Consider the following 16818-nt stretch of genomic DNA (forward strand, 5'->3'; position numbering starts at 1 on the left):
GCACAGGCGCTTGTTCAGTTTGCTCAGCCAAGCGTTGCCGCCATTTATAAAATGACATGGTACTGAGTTGATGGGTTTGACAAAATTCAGTGATGCTCAGCTCTGATGTGTGCCATAAGTCGATTAATTGCTGCCACTGTGCAGCATTGCGGTAAGCTCGCTTTGCCATATCACTCTCCTGTTATGATGAGTGCACAGCTTATCGCGCGATCTTAAGTGGGAATAGGACGTCCTAAAATGGACGCTTACGCTTCATCGATAGTACCAACCTCTCGACTACGTCCATAGTGGGCACAATTAGCAAGGCGTAACACCCTAGCGCTGATTAAGGGATCGTGTGAAACTTTAGTGGCAATGCTTTTTACTGTCGCATTGTCATCATTGACCGCATCTAACAATTCACTGATCGCCTTAGGTAACCTAGGTAACTCATCGACACGATTGAGCAACGCAGCTGAATCCATATTTATTCTCCTTCCGTATGAATGATCAAAATATAGAACACAAGTTATCGCCTCGCTCACCGAGATACATTAAATATCAGTAATGTGCAGTCCTTCGGCAACAAAGCTTGGCGGCCATCAGACTTAAGGTTTACCTCTTTGTTTCATGCAATTTAATCGCACTCAATCATATCCAGTTTCGAAATCCACTAAGCCACACAAAAAAGCCCCAAACTCTTATGACAATAAAAAGTTCGGGGCTTTCTTAATTAATCCATCATGTTGATTTAGCCCCAGAGGGTGCGAATATTACTCAGGTAACGCCAAACTTTGTTTGCGACTAATATGGGTCTTTTGCCACCACAAAAATGGCGCGACCACTAAGATCAACACAAGCACGTAGGACATACTTGCACCTAGGGCAAAACCTAATACTAAGCAAAACGCACAACCCAGCGCCACCAGCGGCCAATTGTGCCGTGGTAATAACTTAGCGGCAGCGAGCATAGCCATCAAATAGATCACCACAAATACACCGTTGCTCCATGCGATAAGGTGCTCTAGCTCTTGCCCGGTAAGGTAAGTCAGTACAATCACGCTTGCCATCACAGATAACAGCGCAGCAAGTGCTCGAATGGGCACTCCGTGGGCATTCTTAACGGCAAAGAAGCGCGGTAAAATGCCTTCACAACTAAAACTCCAGACCAGACGTGCCGCACTGGCCGCATACACGTTAACGGTTGCCAATCCACTTGCGATACCTAACACACCAATCACTTGCGCACCGTAACCACCGAGCAGTTGGTCAAACACGCCGATCATGGCGACACTTTTATCTGTCGGCACTAATAGCAGTAAAAGTGTACAAGCCACATAAATCACCCCCACCAGCACTGTGCCCATCATCATAGCGGGGATCATATCCTGCTGCGGACGACGAAAATCATCGGCAAGATGGGTCATAGCTTCTATACCCAAGAAACTCCAAAAAGCGATGCCAGCGGCAATCATCACGGTCGGCATTTCAGGCATACCATGGCTAGCAAGTGTCGTGAGATGACCTTGCTGAAAACTACTCGCACCAAACAAGACCACAACAACGGCGACGATGCAAAGTGTCAGGCCAAATTGCAGCTTAGCCGACACTTGGATGCCTCTTAAATTAATCAGAAACAAGCCAAAAATCACGAGTATTTCAACACCAACCTTGGACCAACCCGATATCGGGATTAAGGCATTCACAAACTGAAAGGTCATCAAAATCGCGGCCGGCGCCCCCATGGGCACAACCAGTAAAAAGATCAGTCCAATTGTTCGACCAGCAGTGCGACCAAAGGCTTTTTCGACAAAGTAAGCGGGGCCTGCGGCATGGGGAAATACACTCGCTAAACGACCAAAGACCAGTGCCACAGGAATAATGGCCAAGGTTAACAAGATCCATGCGACTAAGGCGCCAGAATGCGCTTTTTCAATAGTCATCTGAGGCAAAATAAATACCCCTGTACCGAGCAAAGTGGTCGCCATTAAACCCGCACCTTGCCAACGACCTATAGTTCCGCTATTTGAATTCATCTGTTAATATTCTGTGGTTTTTGAGCTGTCAGTATAATGAGATTTCGCCCTACAATCTGCCGTTAATTTCAGTGTTCTCCACGTCCAATACCGGCAAAATCGCGGCAAATAGCGTTATTTCCATCAAAATGACGGTCAGTTTAAGATTTGATGCAATTTTAAGCCAAAATACTCAGCAAATTCTGTGGTTATTCAAACCAATGGCAAAATAACACACAGATTCAATATAGCCATTTTCACTGGAGTCACCCTTGGATAAATTCGATACGGCCATCATTCATAGTTTGCGTCAGGATGCACGCCAGAGCGTGTCGAATATCGCCGAACAGGTCAATCTATCCCGTAGTGCGGTTGCCGAGCGCATAAAAAAGCTCGAACAAACAGGAGTGATCCGTGGCTATCAAGTGCTCTTGAGTGAGTCGCAAAAAGAAGGTGTATCGGCTTATTTCGAAATCCAGCATCAATGTCCACGTTGCGCCGACGTGGTACACGTATTCCAAGCGATCCCCGAAGTGATTACCTGCCGTGGTATTTCTGGTGATATGGATTTACTCGTGTACGTGCATGCGCCCTCGATGCGCCGCCTGCATGAGATCCGTGAGTATATCGACACTCACACTGACATCATCAAGATCAAAACCCATGTGGTAATGAGTGAATGGATTAATAACCTCGGCGAGTAAATCGTGCCTCCCTAAAACAAGAAACGCCACCCTTAGGAATAAGGTGGCGAGGCCCGTTTGGAGGCAGGGCAAAATATTGAAGTGTAAAATATGGCATCCTTGCCCAGCGACCTCCCTGTTACACAACCAACCGCGGCTAGACTTAACCCTTGAGAGCTCAGCCAGCGCCGCAAGGGCCTCATCTACAATGTTTTCCTTTGACATTGTTTCCGCGATCCGTCGATTCCATTGATTATTATGATTTTTTCGTCATTAATTAACGGTACGCATTAAGCGATCGTCATTTGTCCTGTATAGAGTATGAAGTTACGTAGCAGTAATACCCCGATCAAGCTCAAGCAAGCCGTCCCCGCCACATAGGCCCATTTCCGTTTAGATGTCGCCGTCATAAACAGATTCATCGCCAATGGTCCAGACAAACCGAGTCCAATAATACCAAGCCAGAAAATCCATCCCCAGAAACCATACCCTAAGGCATTAAAGGCGGCTATTTTACTCTGTCCACCTGTTAGCACTAAGCCCATAAAGAAGGTAAAAATCAGCACGATTTCAACTAAAATCAGTGGGATTTCAACCTTGTGGATAAAGTGCACCTCTTTGTCATTAGGTTTGCCATTCATCAACACGCCACCGAGTAAAGATGATGCCGCACCGGAAGACAAACCAGATGCCAAAAACAGCAGAGGTAACACAGGATTTTTAAGCATGGGATAGCCTGGCAAGGCCGAGAGCAGGAAGCCTGTATACGCGCCCAATGCCAAGGATAGAATCACGAGCAATCCTGTAATTGTCGCTTCAAATCGAGCCAATAATGCGGTCAACTTAAGCACAATAGGAAAGCGTGTTTCACACCAAGCATCAACAGGTTTACGGAAGGTTAAACCAATCCACATAAACATGAATACTTGGTAAATCAGCAGAATAAGCACGCCCATCGACATGACAGATTTAGGGTTGTAGAACACCAAAATCTTCCAAAAATCGAGAGGTTTAGTTAAGTCTGCGACCAATATCCCTAACCCGGCCATCACAGCTACAGGCGCGACAATACAAGCGGCTCGCACAAAACCAGACTGATAGGCGTTTTGCTTCAAAACAAAATGTTTCAACAGTACGGCGAAGAACATGGCTCCCGCAGATACACCCGCTAAAAACAGGTAAATTGCAATCGGCCAATGCCACACTAAGGTATCAAAATGTAGGGCACTCATAGTATCACCTCCCCTGATTTTGCAACGATACGGAACAATTTAGGTCTCGTTCCAAGATCAACCTTAGTGCGCTGGGTTGGATTAGACCGCAGAACTTGAACAACCTCAGAAGTCGGATCTTTTAAATTACCGAACACGAGTGCCTTTGTTGGGCAAGCAGCAACACAGGCAGGTTGTTTACCTTGAGCTAGGTTAGTTTCTCGGCAGAAATCACACTTATCCGCCGCATGGGTGACAGGATTAATAAAACGGACTTGATAAGGACAAGCTGCAATACAGTATTGGCAACCTACGCATTTCCATGCATCGACAGAAACGATACCCGTTTCTTTATCAATAAATGCAGCTCCAGTTGGACATACATTTACACAGGGCGCGTCTTCACAATGTTGACAAGACTTGCGACTAAAGTGATAAAACTGATTAGGGTATTCGCCAAAGGGTCCCGCTTGCTTAATTTGAAGCCTAGACACACCTTCGGGTACATTATTCACTTCACGGCAGGCCACCTCACACGCTTGGCAACCTATACACTTAGTTTCATCATGAATAAGTGCATATTTGACATCAGGTTCTGCTTTAACACTATCCGATGCATTCACTGTGGCGAGTAATGATGCACCTGTAGCGCCGGCAAATAAGGCACAGGTGCCTTTTAGAAATCTTCTTTTTGAATTTTCCATAACCTTACTCCTGCTTGCCAGTGTGGCAACTGCTACATAGCTCACTGCGAACCTTCGGCGTCATATCCGCCATTGGATCCGTTGGGCTATGTAATTTATGGCAGGCGGCACAAGGCACTTTTTGAGCATGTACGTTATGCGTCCAATCTGCTCCACTGAGTTTTTTCTTGGTATGACACTTCTGACACACTCTCAGCTGAACCGTCAGATCCGACGATTCTTCCATACCAAAGACCACCATATCATTCGGTTTTTTAGGGTGATCGCCCTTTTCTCCATGACAGGAAGAACAGCTCATTTTCATCGCATCTTGACCATGATGCCCTAACATTTGACCATTACGCTTGTGACACTTCATACAAGCATCACTGTTAATTTGATTGGCTGGCTCAGCACTCATTGCAGAAAAGCTTAAAAGCAACGCAGCAGCACCTAAGCGTAACGACCACAGCCATTGTCTTTTGGACATAGGAAGTCCTCACATTTATCCGTAGGAAGGTAAAGAAGGGGTCGAGTTCGGATAATTCCGAACCCGACGGTCAAGATCACACAGCCAAGGCTTGCTTAAGACTCTGAGTATCCCACTGTTTATGCTGGTTCATTTCAATGAAACTGATATTGAACTTGCTAAACAGTTTTTTCAGTGGTGAGTTAGTTTCTTTGCCAAAATCACTGATAACCATTTTCACTTCAGATGAATCATGGTCGATCAATACATAATCGAGTCGGCATTCATGATTTAATTCCGTATCATGTTTGTCCATCTCAAATACAGTGTCTAATGGCACGTTACAACAAACATCGTATTTACCTTCAACAACTGTTTTTAATGATTTAAAAAAATTGAAGCTTTGTTTATCGAACAATACTGGTTTAAGTTTCATCTCATGATGTGCGGCTTCATCAGGACCTGCTTTAAAAAACTTAATGCAAGTCATGACAAACATCACAAACACGAATGGTACTGCTACGAATAGTACGAAGTACATAAACGCATAGCTGAGAATGACTGAAGTATTCATACACGCCTCCAAAAACTAATTTATTTTTTGTTATCTCCTTTAAAGCAACTTTAGTATTATTTGAAAACACTTATCTTTTCTTGACGCATGTCACACTTTCAAATAACAACTTAAATATAAACAATGATTTACATAGCTCGTCACATTGCAAAATTATGTAAATCTTAAATACAAATATTGATACTTGATAATTCAGTATTTGTATTTTAAATATGAAAATATCAGTTTTTGAAATTTTAAATTTTATGAAAAACCATTTTAAATATTAAAAATAAAACAAAAAAACCTTTGATACACATAGATAAAATCTAGATCCAAAACTTGTGATTAGTTTCACATTAAAATTATTAATTAGCACCATAATTAGGCATTGATTTAAGTATTTGCTCAATATTAAGGAATATAAAAAATGCACATTAGTAACATGGATGGCCTCGATATTCTGAGTTTAAAAATACTTGTTTCATTATATGAGAACAAGTCAGCAACCTATGTATCGAAAGCGCTAGACATTCCAGCCCCTAAAATCAGCCGTAGCCTTAAAAATCTACGGGAAATTTTTGGTGATGAGTTATTTATCCGTCGTAAATATGGCTTATTCCCAAATGAGTTTGCTACTCATTTATATCCAATTGCAAAAGAAGCAATTGAGTGTACTGATAAGTTTCAAAAAGCCAGAATAGCAAACACTCGCCAAGTTAAGACGCATGTCGAAATAGCAGCGCCAGGATTAATTGCCTACACCTTCCCTAAGGCCTTGATGCAGGCTATTAAAGAAGAGCAAAAACCCATGCACATTAATATAAACCCTTGGTCTATGCATACGACTCAAGACATTATTAATGGTGATACAACCCTAGGTATTTGTTGCAATAAAAGTGCTGCCGATGTTGCCGCCTTCGGCGATAAACTGCTAACAACTGAATTGCAACGTATGGACAAACTCTACCTGATTGCTAGCAGGCATCATCCTATTTTTAAACGGGAAATCACCCTAGAGACGATTGCGGAATACCCCTATGTCAATACGGATCTTGGTAATCCCAGCACCAAATTGAGTCCATACCAAGAGTTTTGCATAACGAATGGCATTAAACTCAATACTGAAATTACCATTACCAGTATTTCAAGTTTGTTTGAATATCTAGGCGAAAGTAATGCAGTCTCCCTATTGCCTTATCGGATAGTTTACGAAATGGTGAGTGATATTCCTGAGCTGCATACGTGTCAACTATCGCAGTATGAAGCAGAACGTTTATATGCAGATACAGAAACCCCAACGATTTTCTTAGTGCAAAAAAATCAGCCTAATGCAATCAATGAGGACTTGAAATGGTTAAGCGGAGAGATTAAAAAAATCGTCGATCGTATTATCTAGCCAAGCAATAGCTCAACATATCCAAACAACAAACCACCGATACACGAGGTGACAGGCATCCTCTGCCTTAGCTTAGGCTCCACCTCAGCCCCCATGCGATCCACTCGAGAATTGTTAAACCAAGCATACATCTTGGAGCATAAACACGTTACACTAAGCCCATCTTTATCCTAATAGATTCAGCTATGCGGACCGAAAATACAGCCACTCTTAATCTTATTTGGGGCGCCCTTATTCTTGAGGAGTTAGCACGTCTTGGCGTGCAACATGTGTGTATGGCGCCGGGCTCGCGCTCAACACCGTTAACCCTCGCCGCCGCCCAGCAAACTAAACTCCAGCGTCACTTACATTTCGACGAACGTGGGCTCGGCTTTATGGCCTTAGGTCTAGCCAAAGCCAGCCGCGCACCGGTCGCCATCATTACGACCTCAGGCACAGCAGTCGCCAACTTGTACCCTGCCATTGTGGAGGCGTGGCTGACCCATGTACCTTTAATCGTCTTAAGTGGCGATCGTCCGCCAGAATTACTCGGCTGCGGTGCTAATCAAGCCATAGTCCAACCGGGAATTTTTGCGAATTATGCCACTCAAGTGAATTTGCCAACACCGGATACACATATCGCACCGCAGGCGTTGCTTACCACAGTGGATGAAGCAGTGGCGAATCAAACTCGCCCAGTGCATATCAACTGCATGTACCGTGAGCCCTTGTATCCGAGTGAACTCGGTGGCGCGATTCTCGATGCCGAATCACCTTATCTCAAACCATTGCAAACTTGGCTACAGCTCGCACGCCCGTATACCCAATACGGTAAGAGCAAACAGGTGAGCGGCCCAAGTGACGATGCCATTATGCGGTTCGTCCACGGTAAAGGGGTGATCGTTGTCGGTACTCTCACGCCTGAACAAGATCCACAACAGCTCATTGCCCTATCGCAAAAAATCGGCTGGCCATTACTTACCGATGCCCAGTCGCAACTGCGTCAGCATCCCGCGGCGATAGGTAATATTGATCAACTGCTGCAACATCCAAGGGCGCGTAATCTATTGCAGGAAGCGGATCGTGTACTCGTATTCGGCGGCCGTTTATTATCAAAACGCTTGATAGGTTATCTCGCCGAGCAAAATTGGCACAGCTATTGGCAGGTTTTACCAGAACAAGACAGGCTTGACCCTAGTCACAATGCTAAACACATTTGGCACGCGAATGCACAGCAGTTTGCGGCCTTAAATTGGTATCGCTCATCCTCTGCAAACTGGGCGAATACTCTAATCACCTATAACGATGAATTGCATAACTTATTTGTGCGCAATATCGACCAAGGGGAATTTGGTGAAGCACAAGTTGTGCGCGCCATCGCCAATACTCGTCCGCTAGAACAGCAGCTTTTTATCGGCAATAGCCTGCCTGTACGCTTGTACGACATGTATGCCCCTGTCAGTTGTTGTACGGCAACCACTTATACTAATCGTGGCGCATCGGGTATTGACGGATTACTCGCCACCGCCTGCGGTATTGCGGCCCATGAAGGCAAACCCACGAGTTTAATCATCGGTGATTTATCACAACTGCACGATCTTAACTCACTGGCCATCGCTAAAGGCTTAACCAGTCCTCTGGTGATCGTGATCCTCAATAACGATGGCGGTAACATCTTTAACTTATTGCCCGTTCCCAATGAACAAGTCCGTAGCGATTATTATCGACTCAGCCACGGTTTAGAATTTGGCTACGCCGCAGCTATGTTTAATTTGCCCTATAATCAAGTGGATAATTTAGCCGATTTTCAAGATAGCTATAATGAAGCGCTGGATTTTCAGGGGGCTTCGATCATTGAAGTCAATGTAAGTCAAACACAAGCCAGCGACCAAATCGCCGAGCTCAACTTGTGGGTGAAACAAAGCTAATGCCAACCATGGCCCGTTACGGCGATCCTTCACTACCGACCTTAGTGTTACTGCATGGCTTTTTAGGCACTAAGACCGACTGGTTGCCGTTAATGCCTGCGCTAAGCCAGCACTTTCACTGTATTTGCTTAGATCTGCCGGGCCATGGGGATAACCAAAAGGAGTTGAAGCCAACCGAATTAGATGGATTTAACCAATATGTTGAAGATGTGTTGGCACACCTGAATGGCCTTCATATTGGTCAATTCCATCTCTATGGTTATTCTCTCGGTGGCCGTATTGCTCTGCACCTTGCCAAAGCCTATCCAGAAAGACTACTGAGCCTAAACCTCGAATCCTGCCATCCTGGACTTACAGACCCGCAAGAAAAACTTGCCAGAATCAAAAATGATACCCAGTGGGCCGAGCGTTTACTGCATCTGAATAGCAAAGACTTTTTAAGCTTGTGGTATCAGCAGCCCGTATTTGCCGATATGACGGCTACCAAACGAAAAACCCTAATCGAGCATCGTTCTGCAGCATTAGATTTGCATCCTAAACAGCGGCTTAAAGAGGTATTCATAGCCACCTCACTCGCACACCAAGCATCGATGTGGGATGTACCTTTGCAGCTTACCTGTGAGTGCCATTTCTTTGCGGGCAACCAAGATGCTAAGTTCCACGCACTCGCCCAAGAGTGGCAATTACACGCGCCCATCCTCGTCCATAGTATTCACGGCGCCGGCCACAACATACACCAAGCCGCTCCCGAGGCATTAACCTCAAAAATAGTGAAGTTGCTAGGGTAATGACAGAATTAAAATGTAGGAAATATATGATATTAACTTCGCTTAACCTGTATCAATATCGACTACCGCTCGACGTATTATTGCCCGTCGGTAAGCAACGTATCGATCACAGAGCGGGATTAGTACTACAAGCCAGTGTAAGTGCTAGCGCTAATGCTGGTGGCGAGCATAGACAAGTCGAAGTTGAAATTGCCCCACTATCTGGCATAGATGTCGATGAACAAGCTTTGATGGGGTTCAGCCGTGAAACACTCACTCAAGTGCAAACGGCTTTGACTGGATTATTACCCCAACTCTGCGGTCAGCATATTGATACATTGCTGGAATGCGCCGAGCAAAGTCATTATCCTTCTTTGGCCTTTGGTTTAAGTCTGTTACATGCCAAGTTAATGGGCAAACTCGATGCCATTCGTCCACAAACGGCCACAGTCCCTCTGATTTATCATCCAACGGATGCGAGCAAAGACTTGCTCGATAGCAAAATTGCCGCCCTTGGCAGGAGTGTTCGTTCGGTTAAAGTCAAAGTCGCGCAAACTTCAATCGAAGATGAACTAAGCCTGATTTATGGCATTTTACGTACCCGCCCCGATCTCAAATTGCGTTTGGACGCGAACCGAGGGTTTACACTTGAGCAAGCAATCGAATTTGCCGCTTGCTTACCCCTAGATACCATAGAGTACATTGAGGAACCTTGCCTGAATCCTCATGATAATCATGAATTTTATCAAGCAATTGGTATACCCTACGCCCTCGATGAATCGCTCAACGATCCAGAATACCAGTTTGTAATGCAAAATGGTCTGACTGCGCTTGTCATCAAACCTATGCTGCTCGGCAGTATCGAAAAGCTAGCTAATTTAATCGATACGGCGCAAAGCTATGGCGTACGTTGCATTATCAGTTCGAGTCTAGAGAGCAGTTTAGGCATTAATGCTCTGGCCCATTTAGCCGCGATTCTCACTCCGGATGAAATCCCTGGGCTCGATACCCTCAGCGCCTTTAGCCAAGATTTAGTCGTGTCATCGGGCAAAAAATACTGCCTCACACTCGCGCAACTTGAGCCCATTGCACCACATGTCATTGATTCAACTCAACAAAATGATGATGCAGCTAAAAGTGAGGGAAACGAGTTTGTCTAATGCCAGCCTATCAAAACCGCTTGCACTGCCACCCGTGCACCAAGCTGCGCTTGCGTTTCCACAGCAAACAGCCATCAAGTTGGCGGGGGAAGACATTAGTTACTCAAAGCTTAGCCAGTGCGTTATCGCACTGGCTAAGCAGCTAAGTGCTGCGGGGATCTCAAACGGTGAGCCGCTCGCCTGTATTGCTAGCAATAATCTCGAGATGATTTGTCTCTATTGGGCCTGCATCGATATTGGAGCAATCTTTTTTCCTATCTCGCCACGTTTTCCCCTCGCTCAGATCCAAGGCTTAGTTGATCAACATCAGATCCGCTATATTTGGAGTACTGAGGTTTACGAACTACAGAATTGTCATCACTTGCGCTTAAATTTCAATCGCGTTAGCAGTGACTTAGCCCTGCCTGTCGACTTTACTCGCCCAGCTAATGTGATTTTAACTTCAGGCTCTAGTGGCTTTCCCAAAGCGGCGGTGCATTGCTTAGCGAATCATATTGCCAATGCCGAAGGTGCCCGCAGCTTAATCCCACTCGAACAAGGTGATGCTTGGCTACTCTCCTTGCCCTTATTCCATATTGGCGGTCTTGCGATATTAAACCGCTGTGCCTTAGTCGGTGCCAGTGTTGTCCTGCCAGATCAAGCGCTTAGCCTTGGTCAGCAGATTGACCAAGATCAGTTGACTCACATATCTCTCGTTCCCACACAACTGAGCAAGTTACTCGTCGATACGAGCAGCAAGCTTAAAAGTATCAAAGCCTTATTACTTGGTGGCGGCGCAGTCTCAATCGACTTACTCCAACAACTTAAGCAACGCAATATCGCCAGTTACACCAGTTACGGCATGACGGAAATGGGCTCGCAGATCACCACAGGTCACGCTTTTAGCGACGGCAGCAGTGGCAAATTACTCCCCAAGCGTGAGCTTAAAATCGAAGATGGTGTGATTTTGGTGCGCGGCGCATGCCTGTTTATGGGCTATCTCACCGCGGATGGAATACAAAAGTGCGTTGAACAAGACGGCTGGTTTTACACCAAAGACATGGGCGAATGGGACGAAAATGGTAATCTGCGCATTCATGGCCGCGTCGATAATATGTTTATCTGCGGCGGCGAAAACATCCAGCCAGAAGAAATCGAAGCCGCGCTTAAACTGCACCCACAAATAGACGATGCAATCGTTTTCGCCATACCAGATGTACAATTTGGCAGTCTCCCCGCCGCCATCATTCGCGGCAGTTTAACCCACCACCCAGAGTCGATTGCAAATACGCTCGAACTGTTCCTTGCCAACAAAATCGCCCGCTTCAAACGCCCAAGACAGTATTATGTATGGCCAGAAAATCATGAGCAGGCAGGGCTGAAAGTAAATAGAAAAGCCTTGATAGCTAATCTTGTTAAACACTGATTTATCATCAACGTCATCAAGCCAAATTTCACCCATAAAAAAACCTGCCGCAGCAGGTTTTTTTATGGCTAAGTTAAAATCACTTTACACGTGACGCAACTTAGGCTTCCATACAAGCTTTTAGCTTGTTCATGGCATTTTTCTCAAGTTGGCGAATACGTTCGGCCGACACTTGATAAGTCTCTGCAAGTTCTTGCAGTGTGGTTTTATCGTCATCTAACCAACGAGCGCGCAGAATATGCTGGCTACGTTCATCTAAGGTTTTGATGGCCGATAATAAACGACCTTGAGCATTGGATTCCCAGTTGTCGTTTTCAATATTTTCCGCTAAATCCGATGAATGATCTTCCAAATAATGGACGGGGGCAAAATCATGCTCCTCGTCTTGATCATTGGTTAAATCAAATGCCGGATCTTGCGCTGCCATACGTGATTCCATTTCGGTCACATCGGCCTTAGACACACCTAAATTTTCAGCCACCATAGTGACTTCTGCATCGCTGAACCAACCTAAGCGTTTTTTCGCTTTACGGATATTAAAGAACAACTTACGTTGTGCTTTAGTGGTCGCGACTTTAACAATGCGCCAGTTTTTCAGCACATATTCATGAATTTCAGCTTTGATCCAGTGCACAGCAAAAGACACAAGACGCACGCCAACATCGGGATCGAAGCGTTTAACCGCTTTCATCAAGCCTATGTTGCCTTCTTGGATCAGGTCTGCCTGTGGCAAACCATAGCCTGAATAGCCTTTAGCAACGTGCACTACAAAACGTAAGTGCGACATAATCAGTTGCTTCGCAGCTTGTAGATCACCAGTTTCCTGTAAACGCTTGGCTAACTCATACTCAGCCTCAGCGTCCAGCATGCTGATGCTAGTCACTGAATGGATATAAGCTTCTAGACTACTGGCGCCCTGTGGGACTGTCAGTGCCATTGATTGCGTTTGAAAGGTCATTCGCTCTCCTACATTTATCAGACTACTTAACGAGTGCATTCTTAGGTTCAACAACAAAATACCCTAAGAATAAGCTCACGAACTATCGGCTAATTGACAGAGTATGTCAACCTCAGCTCGTTTGTAGATACCCTTTTTACCTCGCTGAAGTAGACATTGCAAGTGAACAAAAGTTCATTCCTCAGCATTTTTTTCGTCACTTTTTTTAGTTTAATCGACTGATTATTATGAAGGTTCAATCGACCGTAAATGCTGACGTACAGACAAATACGAACCTAACCAACCTAAAAATGAGGCAAGTCCAACCAATTGCAGCAGTTCAATAAAAGTGAGTGATTTCATTTCAAGCTGACTGCCATACAAGCCTAAAAGCTCGGCAAGGGCGGAATCGAGATACCACACTAATAAGTTGATGATAAGCCAAGCCAATATGCCACCAATGACTCCGTACCAAATCCCTGTGTAGAGAAATGGGCGCTGAATAAAGGCTTCAGTTGCTCCGACTAGCTTCATCACTTCAATTTCGCTGCGCCGATTCATAATCGCTAAGCGAATCGTATTACCTATCACTAAGACCACTGCCAGCACAAGTAATGCAGCAATCGCCATCACAGTACGTTCGAGTAGACGCACTACCGCCTGTAACCGTTCTAACCATTCGATATCTAAACGGCCAAAGCTAATCTCAGGCTCGCGCTCTAGTTTAGTTAAGAGTTCACGGGCGCCCACTGGTGTTGAGTAACGCGGCGTAGGCGTAACGGTAATGACCGCGGGCAAAGGATTTTTATCTAAATAGGCCAAGGCCTCACCAAACCCAGATAAGCGTTGGAATTCTTCTAGCGCTTGATTTTTATCTATGTATTGCACTTTATCCACTTCGGGATATGTCCGAATGCGCGTCAGCAGGCTCTGAATCGTTTGTTCACTACGATTATCGTCGATAAACAAGGAGATCTCTGCCGCGCTGTTCCAGGAACTGGTAATGGTCTCGGCATTTTTAACTAACACTTGCAATGCTGCAGGCAAACTTAGGCTCACACCTAAGACAGCCATGGTCATCACAGAGGATATTGGGTTGCGCCAGAGCTCTCCCATGCTAGCCATTGCTTGCTGCGCATGGCGAATAAAAAACATCACAATCCGACCAGACAGAGGCAGCTTGCTGCGAGTTAATTTTGCGCTATCGCTCATTGCCCTTCGCCTCTATTCGTCGATGCACTGCGAGTGTGCACATTAGGATGCAACTCTTGTGCACCTAACATACGGCCCTGTTTGAGGGTAAAAGTGCGATATTTCATTCGTGCGATAAGACCTAAATCATGGGTGGCGATTAATACGCTGGTTCCCGCATCATTAAAGGTTTCAAACAGACGCAAAATATCCATAGATAATTTAGGATCTAAGTTACCCGTAGGCTCATCGGCGAGCAGTAAAGGCGGTTTATTCACAATCGCACGGGCAATGCCAACACGTTGCTGCTCACCGCCGGACAACATAATCGGGTTATGCCGCTCCTTGCCATATAAACCCACCATGTCGAGGGCACCCGCAACACGCTTACGGATTTCGCCATGGGAGAATCCCTCAATCACCAGTGGTAAAGCCACATTGTCGAACACACTTCGGTCCATCAATAGGTGATGGTTCTGGAAAATCATCCCGATATTGCGGCGCAAATAAGGCACATGTTTAGGGCTAACTTTGGCGATATCGTGACCGTTAATCGCGACGCGCCCCGTTGTTGCCCGCTCGATTACCGTGATTAATTTCAACAGCGTACTTTTACCCGCCCCCGAGTGGCCGGTTAAAAATGCCATTTCACCTTGCTGTAGATGAAAATTCACATCCTCCAGCGCCATTTGGCCGCCAGGATAAATCTTACTGACCTGCTGAAAATCAATCATAAATTAGCTATCCGCTTTTTCTTGAGTGAACAAGGCATCGATAAATTCTTTCGAATTAAAAGTACGCAAATCATCAATTTGCTCACCCACGCCTATGTAACGGATCGGAATATTAAACTTGTCGGCAATCGCAAAGACCACGCCGCCCTTAGCCGTTCCGTCTAACTTACTGATGGTAATACCCGTTACACCTACGGCTTCTTGGAATAATTGCGCTTGGCTAATAGCATTTTGTCCTGTGCTCGCATCTAGTGTCAGCATGACCTCATGTGGCGTATCTGGGTCGAGTTTCTTCATCACTCGAACGACTTTCTTCAATTCTTCCATCAAGTGCGCTTTATTCTGTAAACGACCAGCAGTGTCGGCAATCAATACATCCACTTTACGCGCCTTGGCCGCTTGCAAAGCATCGAACAACACAGAGGCACTATCGGCACCAGTATGCTGGGCAATCACGGTAATATCATTACGTTGACCCCAAACCTGTAGCTGCTCAACCGCTGCAGCGCGGAAAGTATCGCCCGCGGCTAACATCACTGACTTACCTTGGCTCTGATATTGTTTAGCTAATTTGCCAATAGTGGTGGTTTTACCCACGCCATTAACGCCAACCATTAAGATAACAAATGGGCCATTAGCATTGTCTGGTACTAACGGGATAGCGACAGGATCGAGTGTTTTTTGCAACTCATCCCGCAGTAATTCATATAAAGCTTCGGCATCTTTAAGCTGCTTACGTGAGGCATGCTCTGTCAAATTCTTGATTAATCGCGTAGTGGTTTCGACACCAACGTCGGCGATTAATAATTGTTCTTCGAGTTCTTCAAACAGATCATCATCGATTTTCTTGCCGCGAAAAAGGCCGATAAAACCACTGCCGATATTCTCACTGGTGCGCATTAAGCCACGTTTCAGTCGAGCAAAGAGCCCTTCCTTAACGGGTCGAGCCTGCGGCTCAGGTTGTAATTCAGCAACTGCTACAACAGCTTGCTCAGTTTCAGCTTGTTGCTGGACTAAAGCCTCTGCTTGCTCACGTGCTAGTGCTTCGCCAGCAAGTTGTTCTGCCGCTAAGGCTTCAGCAGCATGCTGTTCGGCGGCCAAGCGGGCAAGTTCAGCTTGTTCCGCTGCGAGTAATTCTGCTTCTAGCTGAGCGGCAACTACACGCGCCGCCTCTGCTTGAGCTAATTGCTCTGCGGCGGCTTGCTCAACTGCTAACTGCTGTTCTGCCAATTGTTCTGCAATGAGTTGCTCTGCTTCTAACTGTGCTTCGGCTAACTTCTCTGCAGCATGCTTTTGTGCACTAAGTTGTTCAGCAGCCAAACGTGTCGCTTCAGCTTGCTGATTAGCAAAATGCAACGATTCAATTCGGGCATGCTCAAGGGCGAATTGCTCGGCTTCGGCTTTTGCCTGTGTTTGTTCGGCCGCTAACTGTTCTGCTGCCTGTTTTTCAACATGAGCTTCGGCCTCGATGACCCCTTGTGTCTCTACTTGTTCCTGCGCGACACGCTGTGCTGCATCAGTATCTTGTGTTGGAGTAACAACTGGCGTTTCAGCGACGACCTCATCTTGTGACTTATCTTTACGAAACCAAGAGAAAAAACCTTTCTTTGCCATGTGTGATTCCAGCGCTCTACTTCAGTATTGAATTTTGAATAAGACCCTGATGTTATACCAGATTGCCTCGGCAATTACGCCCAAAAAGTCGGCAATTAGCTAAGCTCAGTT

General features: G+C 45.6%; 16 protein-coding genes and 1 pseudogene. 6 read left to right on the plus strand and 11 right to left on the minus strand.

The window, feature by feature from the left end; genetic code table 11:
- The 3 genes and pseudogenes from tnpA to yjeH form a co-directional block, all read right to left on the minus strand.
- Positions 1 to 169 (minus strand): IS66 family insertion sequence element accessory protein TnpA (tnpA, locus tag L5M18_RS23475; protein ID WP_411569266.1); only part of this gene is annotated, 169 nt, incomplete at its 3' end.
- Positions 170 to 248: 79 nt separating this feature from the next.
- Positions 249 to 464 (minus strand): annotated as a pseudogene (locus L5M18_RS06890) (HDOD domain-containing protein); the annotation flags it as partial.
- 288 nt (positions 465 to 752) lie between these two features.
- The gene (yjeH, locus tag L5M18_RS06895) at positions 753 to 2015 is read right to left on the minus strand and encodes an L-methionine/branched-chain amino acid transporter (protein ID WP_113940284.1); all 1263 of its coding nucleotides are present in this window, start codon (positions 2013 to 2015) and stop codon (positions 753 to 755) included.
- Positions 2016 to 2266: 251 nt separating this feature from the next.
- On the opposite strand from yjeH, the gene L5M18_RS06900 reads away from it, so the two are divergent.
- Positions 2267 to 2698 (plus strand): Lrp/AsnC family transcriptional regulator, encoded by a 432-nt coding sequence (locus tag L5M18_RS06900; protein ID WP_006079646.1) that lies wholly within the window; start codon positions 2267 to 2269, stop codon positions 2696 to 2698.
- A gap of 269 nt (positions 2699 to 2967) precedes the next feature.
- Here the strand turns inward: L5M18_RS06900 and nrfD are convergent, their stop codons facing one another.
- The 4 genes from nrfD to L5M18_RS06920 all read right to left on the minus strand — a co-directional run bounded on the left by nrfD (position 2968) and on the right by L5M18_RS06920 (position 5614).
- Positions 2968 to 3909, minus strand: a complete 942-nt coding sequence (nrfD, locus tag L5M18_RS06905; protein ID WP_105250593.1) for a cytochrome c nitrite reductase subunit NrfD — start codon at positions 3907 to 3909, stop codon at positions 2968 to 2970.
- Positions 3906 to 4592: a 4Fe-4S dicluster domain-containing protein gene (locus L5M18_RS06910; RefSeq protein WP_105250594.1), complete on the minus strand. Its 687-nt coding sequence runs from the start codon at positions 4590 to 4592 to the stop codon at positions 3906 to 3908. The genes nrfD and L5M18_RS06910 overlap by 4 nt, the downstream gene beginning before the upstream one ends.
- Before the next feature lie 4 nt (positions 4593 to 4596).
- Positions 4597 to 5061: a cytochrome c3 family protein gene (locus L5M18_RS06915; RefSeq protein ID WP_105250595.1), complete on the minus strand. Its 465-nt coding sequence runs from the start codon at positions 5059 to 5061 to the stop codon at positions 4597 to 4599.
- Positions 5062 to 5137: 76 nt separating this feature from the next.
- Complete coding sequence (locus L5M18_RS06920) at positions 5138 to 5614, minus strand: DUF2726 domain-containing protein (protein ID WP_105250596.1); 477 nt, start codon at positions 5612 to 5614, stop codon at positions 5138 to 5140.
- A gap of 409 nt (positions 5615 to 6023) precedes the next feature.
- Between L5M18_RS06920 and L5M18_RS06925 the strand changes: the two genes are divergently transcribed.
- From L5M18_RS06925 to menE, 5 genes are all read left to right on the plus strand, one after another.
- Positions 6024 to 6992: a LysR family transcriptional regulator gene (locus tag L5M18_RS06925; RefSeq protein WP_105250597.1), complete on the plus strand. Its 969-nt coding sequence runs from the start codon at positions 6024 to 6026 to the stop codon at positions 6990 to 6992.
- A 185-nt stretch (positions 6993 to 7177) separates the two neighbouring features.
- Positions 7178 to 8899: a 2-succinyl-5-enolpyruvyl-6-hydroxy-3-cyclohexene-1-carboxylic-acid synthase gene (gene menD / locus L5M18_RS06930; RefSeq protein WP_263196362.1), complete on the plus strand. Its 1722-nt coding sequence runs from the start codon at positions 7178 to 7180 to the stop codon at positions 8897 to 8899.
- Positions 8899 to 9687 carry a 2-succinyl-6-hydroxy-2,4-cyclohexadiene-1-carboxylate synthase gene (gene menH / locus L5M18_RS06935; RefSeq protein ID WP_263196364.1) on the plus strand — a complete coding sequence of 263 codons (789 nt, stop codon included), beginning with the start codon at positions 8899 to 8901 and terminating at the stop codon, positions 9685 to 9687. The genes menD and menH overlap by 1 nt, the downstream gene beginning before the upstream one ends.
- A 26-nt stretch (positions 9688 to 9713) precedes the next feature.
- Positions 9714 to 10826 (plus strand): o-succinylbenzoate synthase, encoded by a 1113-nt coding sequence (gene menC / locus L5M18_RS06940; protein WP_263196365.1) that lies wholly within the window; start codon positions 9714 to 9716, stop codon positions 10824 to 10826.
- Entirely contained in the window at positions 10792 to 12231 is a 1440-nt protein-coding gene (gene menE, locus L5M18_RS06945; protein WP_411569267.1) for an o-succinylbenzoate--CoA ligase, read from the plus strand. Before menC ends, menE begins: the two co-directional genes overlap by 35 nt.
- Before the next feature lie 100 nt (positions 12232 to 12331).
- Here menE and rpoH read toward each other — a convergent pair whose 3' ends face one another.
- From rpoH to ftsY, 4 genes are all read right to left on the minus strand, one after another.
- Positions 12332 to 13189, minus strand: a complete 858-nt coding sequence (rpoH, locus tag L5M18_RS06950) for an RNA polymerase sigma factor RpoH (RefSeq protein ID WP_006079635.1) — start codon at positions 13187 to 13189, stop codon at positions 12332 to 12334.
- A gap of 225 nt (positions 13190 to 13414) precedes the next feature.
- Complete coding sequence (gene ftsX / locus L5M18_RS06955; RefSeq protein WP_113940269.1) at positions 13415 to 14380, minus strand: permease-like cell division protein FtsX; 966 nt, start codon at positions 14378 to 14380, stop codon at positions 13415 to 13417.
- The gene (ftsE, locus tag L5M18_RS06960) at positions 14377 to 15093 is read right to left on the minus strand and encodes a cell division ATP-binding protein FtsE (protein ID WP_212599516.1); all 717 of its coding nucleotides are present in this window, start codon (positions 15091 to 15093) and stop codon (positions 14377 to 14379) included. The genes ftsX and ftsE overlap by 4 nt, the downstream gene beginning before the upstream one ends.
- Before the next feature lie 3 nt (positions 15094 to 15096).
- Positions 15097 to 16707 (minus strand): signal recognition particle-docking protein FtsY, encoded by a 1611-nt coding sequence (ftsY, locus tag L5M18_RS06965; RefSeq protein WP_263196368.1) that lies wholly within the window; start codon positions 16705 to 16707, stop codon positions 15097 to 15099.
- Between the last annotated feature and the right edge of the window lie 111 nt (positions 16708 to 16818).

It is taken from the genome of Shewanella sp. SM20 (assembly GCF_025654545.1).
GTDB lineage: Bacteria > Pseudomonadota > Gammaproteobacteria > Enterobacterales > Shewanellaceae > Shewanella > Shewanella oncorhynchi.

What these genes read in the sequence shown, in the direction of transcription:
- yjeH (WP_113940284.1), bottom strand. Translation starts at nt 2,015, where the DNA reads ATGAATTCAAATAGCGGAACTATAGGTCGTTGGCAAGGTGCGGGTTTA.
- nrfD (WP_105250593.1), bottom strand. Translation starts at nt 3,909, where the DNA reads ATGAGTGCCCTACATTTTGATACCTTAGTGTGGCATTGGCCGATTGCA.
- L5M18_RS06910 (WP_105250594.1), bottom strand. Translation starts at nt 4,592, where the DNA reads ATGGAAAATTCAAAAAGAAGATTTCTAAAAGGCACCTGTGCCTTATTT.
- L5M18_RS06915 (WP_105250595.1), bottom strand. Translation starts at nt 5,061, where the DNA reads ATGTCCAAAAGACAATGGCTGTGGTCGTTACGCTTAGGTGCTGCTGCG.
- L5M18_RS06920 (WP_105250596.1), bottom strand. Translation starts at nt 5,614, where the DNA reads ATGAATACTTCAGTCATTCTCAGCTATGCGTTTATGTACTTCGTACTA.
- L5M18_RS06925 (WP_105250597.1), top strand. Translation starts at nt 6,024, where the DNA reads ATGCACATTAGTAACATGGATGGCCTCGATATTCTGAGTTTAAAAATA.
- menD (WP_263196362.1), top strand. Translation starts at nt 7,178, where the DNA reads ATGCGGACCGAAAATACAGCCACTCTTAATCTTATTTGGGGCGCCCTT.
- menH (WP_263196364.1), top strand. Translation starts at nt 8,899, where the DNA reads ATGCCAACCATGGCCCGTTACGGCGATCCTTCACTACCGACCTTAGTG.
- menC (WP_263196365.1), top strand. Translation starts at nt 9,714, where the DNA reads ATGATATTAACTTCGCTTAACCTGTATCAATATCGACTACCGCTCGAC.
- menE (WP_411569267.1), top strand. Translation starts at nt 10,792, where the DNA reads ATGCAGCTAAAAGTGAGGGAAACGAGTTTGTCTAATGCCAGCCTATCA.
- rpoH (WP_006079635.1), bottom strand. Translation starts at nt 13,189, where the DNA reads ATGACCTTTCAAACGCAATCAATGGCACTGACAGTCCCACAGGGCGCC.
- ftsX (WP_113940269.1), bottom strand. Translation starts at nt 14,380, where the DNA reads ATGAGCGATAGCGCAAAATTAACTCGCAGCAAGCTGCCTCTGTCTGGT.
- ftsE (WP_212599516.1), bottom strand. Translation starts at nt 15,093, where the DNA reads ATGATTGATTTTCAGCAGGTCAGTAAGATTTATCCTGGCGGCCAAATG.
- ftsY (WP_263196368.1), bottom strand. Translation starts at nt 16,707, where the DNA reads ATGGCAAAGAAAGGTTTTTTCTCTTGGTTTCGTAAAGATAAGTCACAA.